Here is a 1534-nt window from a genome sequence, read left to right on the forward strand (position 1 = left end):
ACTCTGCAAAATGAATGGCGGCTGTGGCACCGGCTACACCACCACCTACAACGGCGATGTGTTTATCTTTATGACTTAGAAACTCAGACTTCATTGCTTCACTAAAAATTTTATAAGGAGAAATCTTTACTAACCGTGATTCTACTCGGGTTTGGGCATGATTAAAATCACAAAAAGTTCATGGGTTTGCGATAACTTTAAAAGTTGCTTTACGGAATAAAAAAATTGCAAAAAAAGTGCTTGACGAAGTGGTTTGATGAGCGAATTTTTAGCCTGTTGTGTATAAGAATCCCACTCTAAGACCCATGGCGTAAAGCTTGCGGAAACACCCCTATTTTTGACCTCTCCAGTTATCCCAAAAGTTATCCACTGTTTTTGTGGATAACTAAAATAAAAATGTCATGGAGTGAGTCCGCGTTAGTTATATAAATGGGTATTAAGTGTTTACTGGCGTTAACAATCTTTTCAACAAACTCATTACAACAAGTGCCAGTGTAACGAAAGTGGCTAACGGTAAAGCTATCCACAATTCAGGGTGAATTTGAGCATTGAGGTCAAACCCATACTTCATCACTGCTGCTACACAAGCTTCGGCTGCCATAACGGCGACAGAACTTGCGACAAGCGCCATAATTCCGTATTCCGCCCATAAGGTTGTATTAATCCGTTTTTTGCTTGAGCCAAGCGTACGATACAGACGGATTTCTTGCTGACGTTGAGACAAGCTCAAGCGCAATAATGTAAAAATGAGCAATAGCCCTGCAATTACGCCTAACAAAGCAAGAATGGTGATCGCAGAAACGATTTGTTGTATTAGCGCCTGTATTTTTTCTCCCATAGTTCGGATGTCTAACACAGAAACTGTTGGGTGCGCTCTCGACATTGATGTAAGCAGCGATTCGTTTCCTTCATTGATTCGGTAGCTAATTAAATATGAACCCGGAACATTTGCCATCACATCAGAAGAAAAGATGAAATAGAAGTTAGGCTTCATATCTCGCCACTCAACATAGCGAATGGTATCCACCGTCGCATCAAAGTTTTGGCTGTTGATAACAAACCTTAATTTGTCTCCAAGTTGAATACCCAAATCGCGCGCGACATCGGCCTCAACAGAAACACTGTTTGCGTTCGTCCATTTTCCTGAAAGAACGTCATTATATTCTGGTAACTGATCACCCCATGTTAAGTTAAGCTCTCGACGGATTGCGTCAGAGCCTTCCCCTTCATATTCAACGTCTTTAACGTTTTGGCCATTAATCTCTGTGAGTCGTCCTCGAATAATTGGAAATGCTTGTGACCGCGTCACTCCATTTTTATCCAGTGTTTCTAGGTAGTTAGCCAGTTCATAATCGGCAATGTTTAATGCAAATACATTAGGCGCATCCGCAGGCAAAGTCCGCTCCCAATCTGCGAGGATATCGCTACGGACAAGCCAAATAATGGAAAGGAGCATCAAAGAAAGTGAAAGCGCACCAAACTGCAGACCGCTGGTAATAGGCGTGCGGTTGATTCGGCTCAGTGCCAACTTCAT

1 protein-coding gene is annotated in these 1534 nt (G+C 42.2%); it reads right to left on the reverse strand.

Going from position 1 to position 1534, the window contains the following annotated elements:
- Window positions 1-436: 436 nt before the first annotated feature.
- On the reverse strand, window positions 437-1534 hold a 1098-nt coding region (locus R7Q38_RS23165; protein ID WP_318114432.1), incomplete at its 5' end, for an ABC transporter permease.

The sequence above is a fragment of the Vibrio sp. Vb0598 genome (assembly GCF_033338935.1).
In the GTDB taxonomy this organism is placed as follows: Bacteria; Pseudomonadota; Gammaproteobacteria; order Enterobacterales; family Vibrionaceae; genus Vibrio; species Vibrio alginolyticus.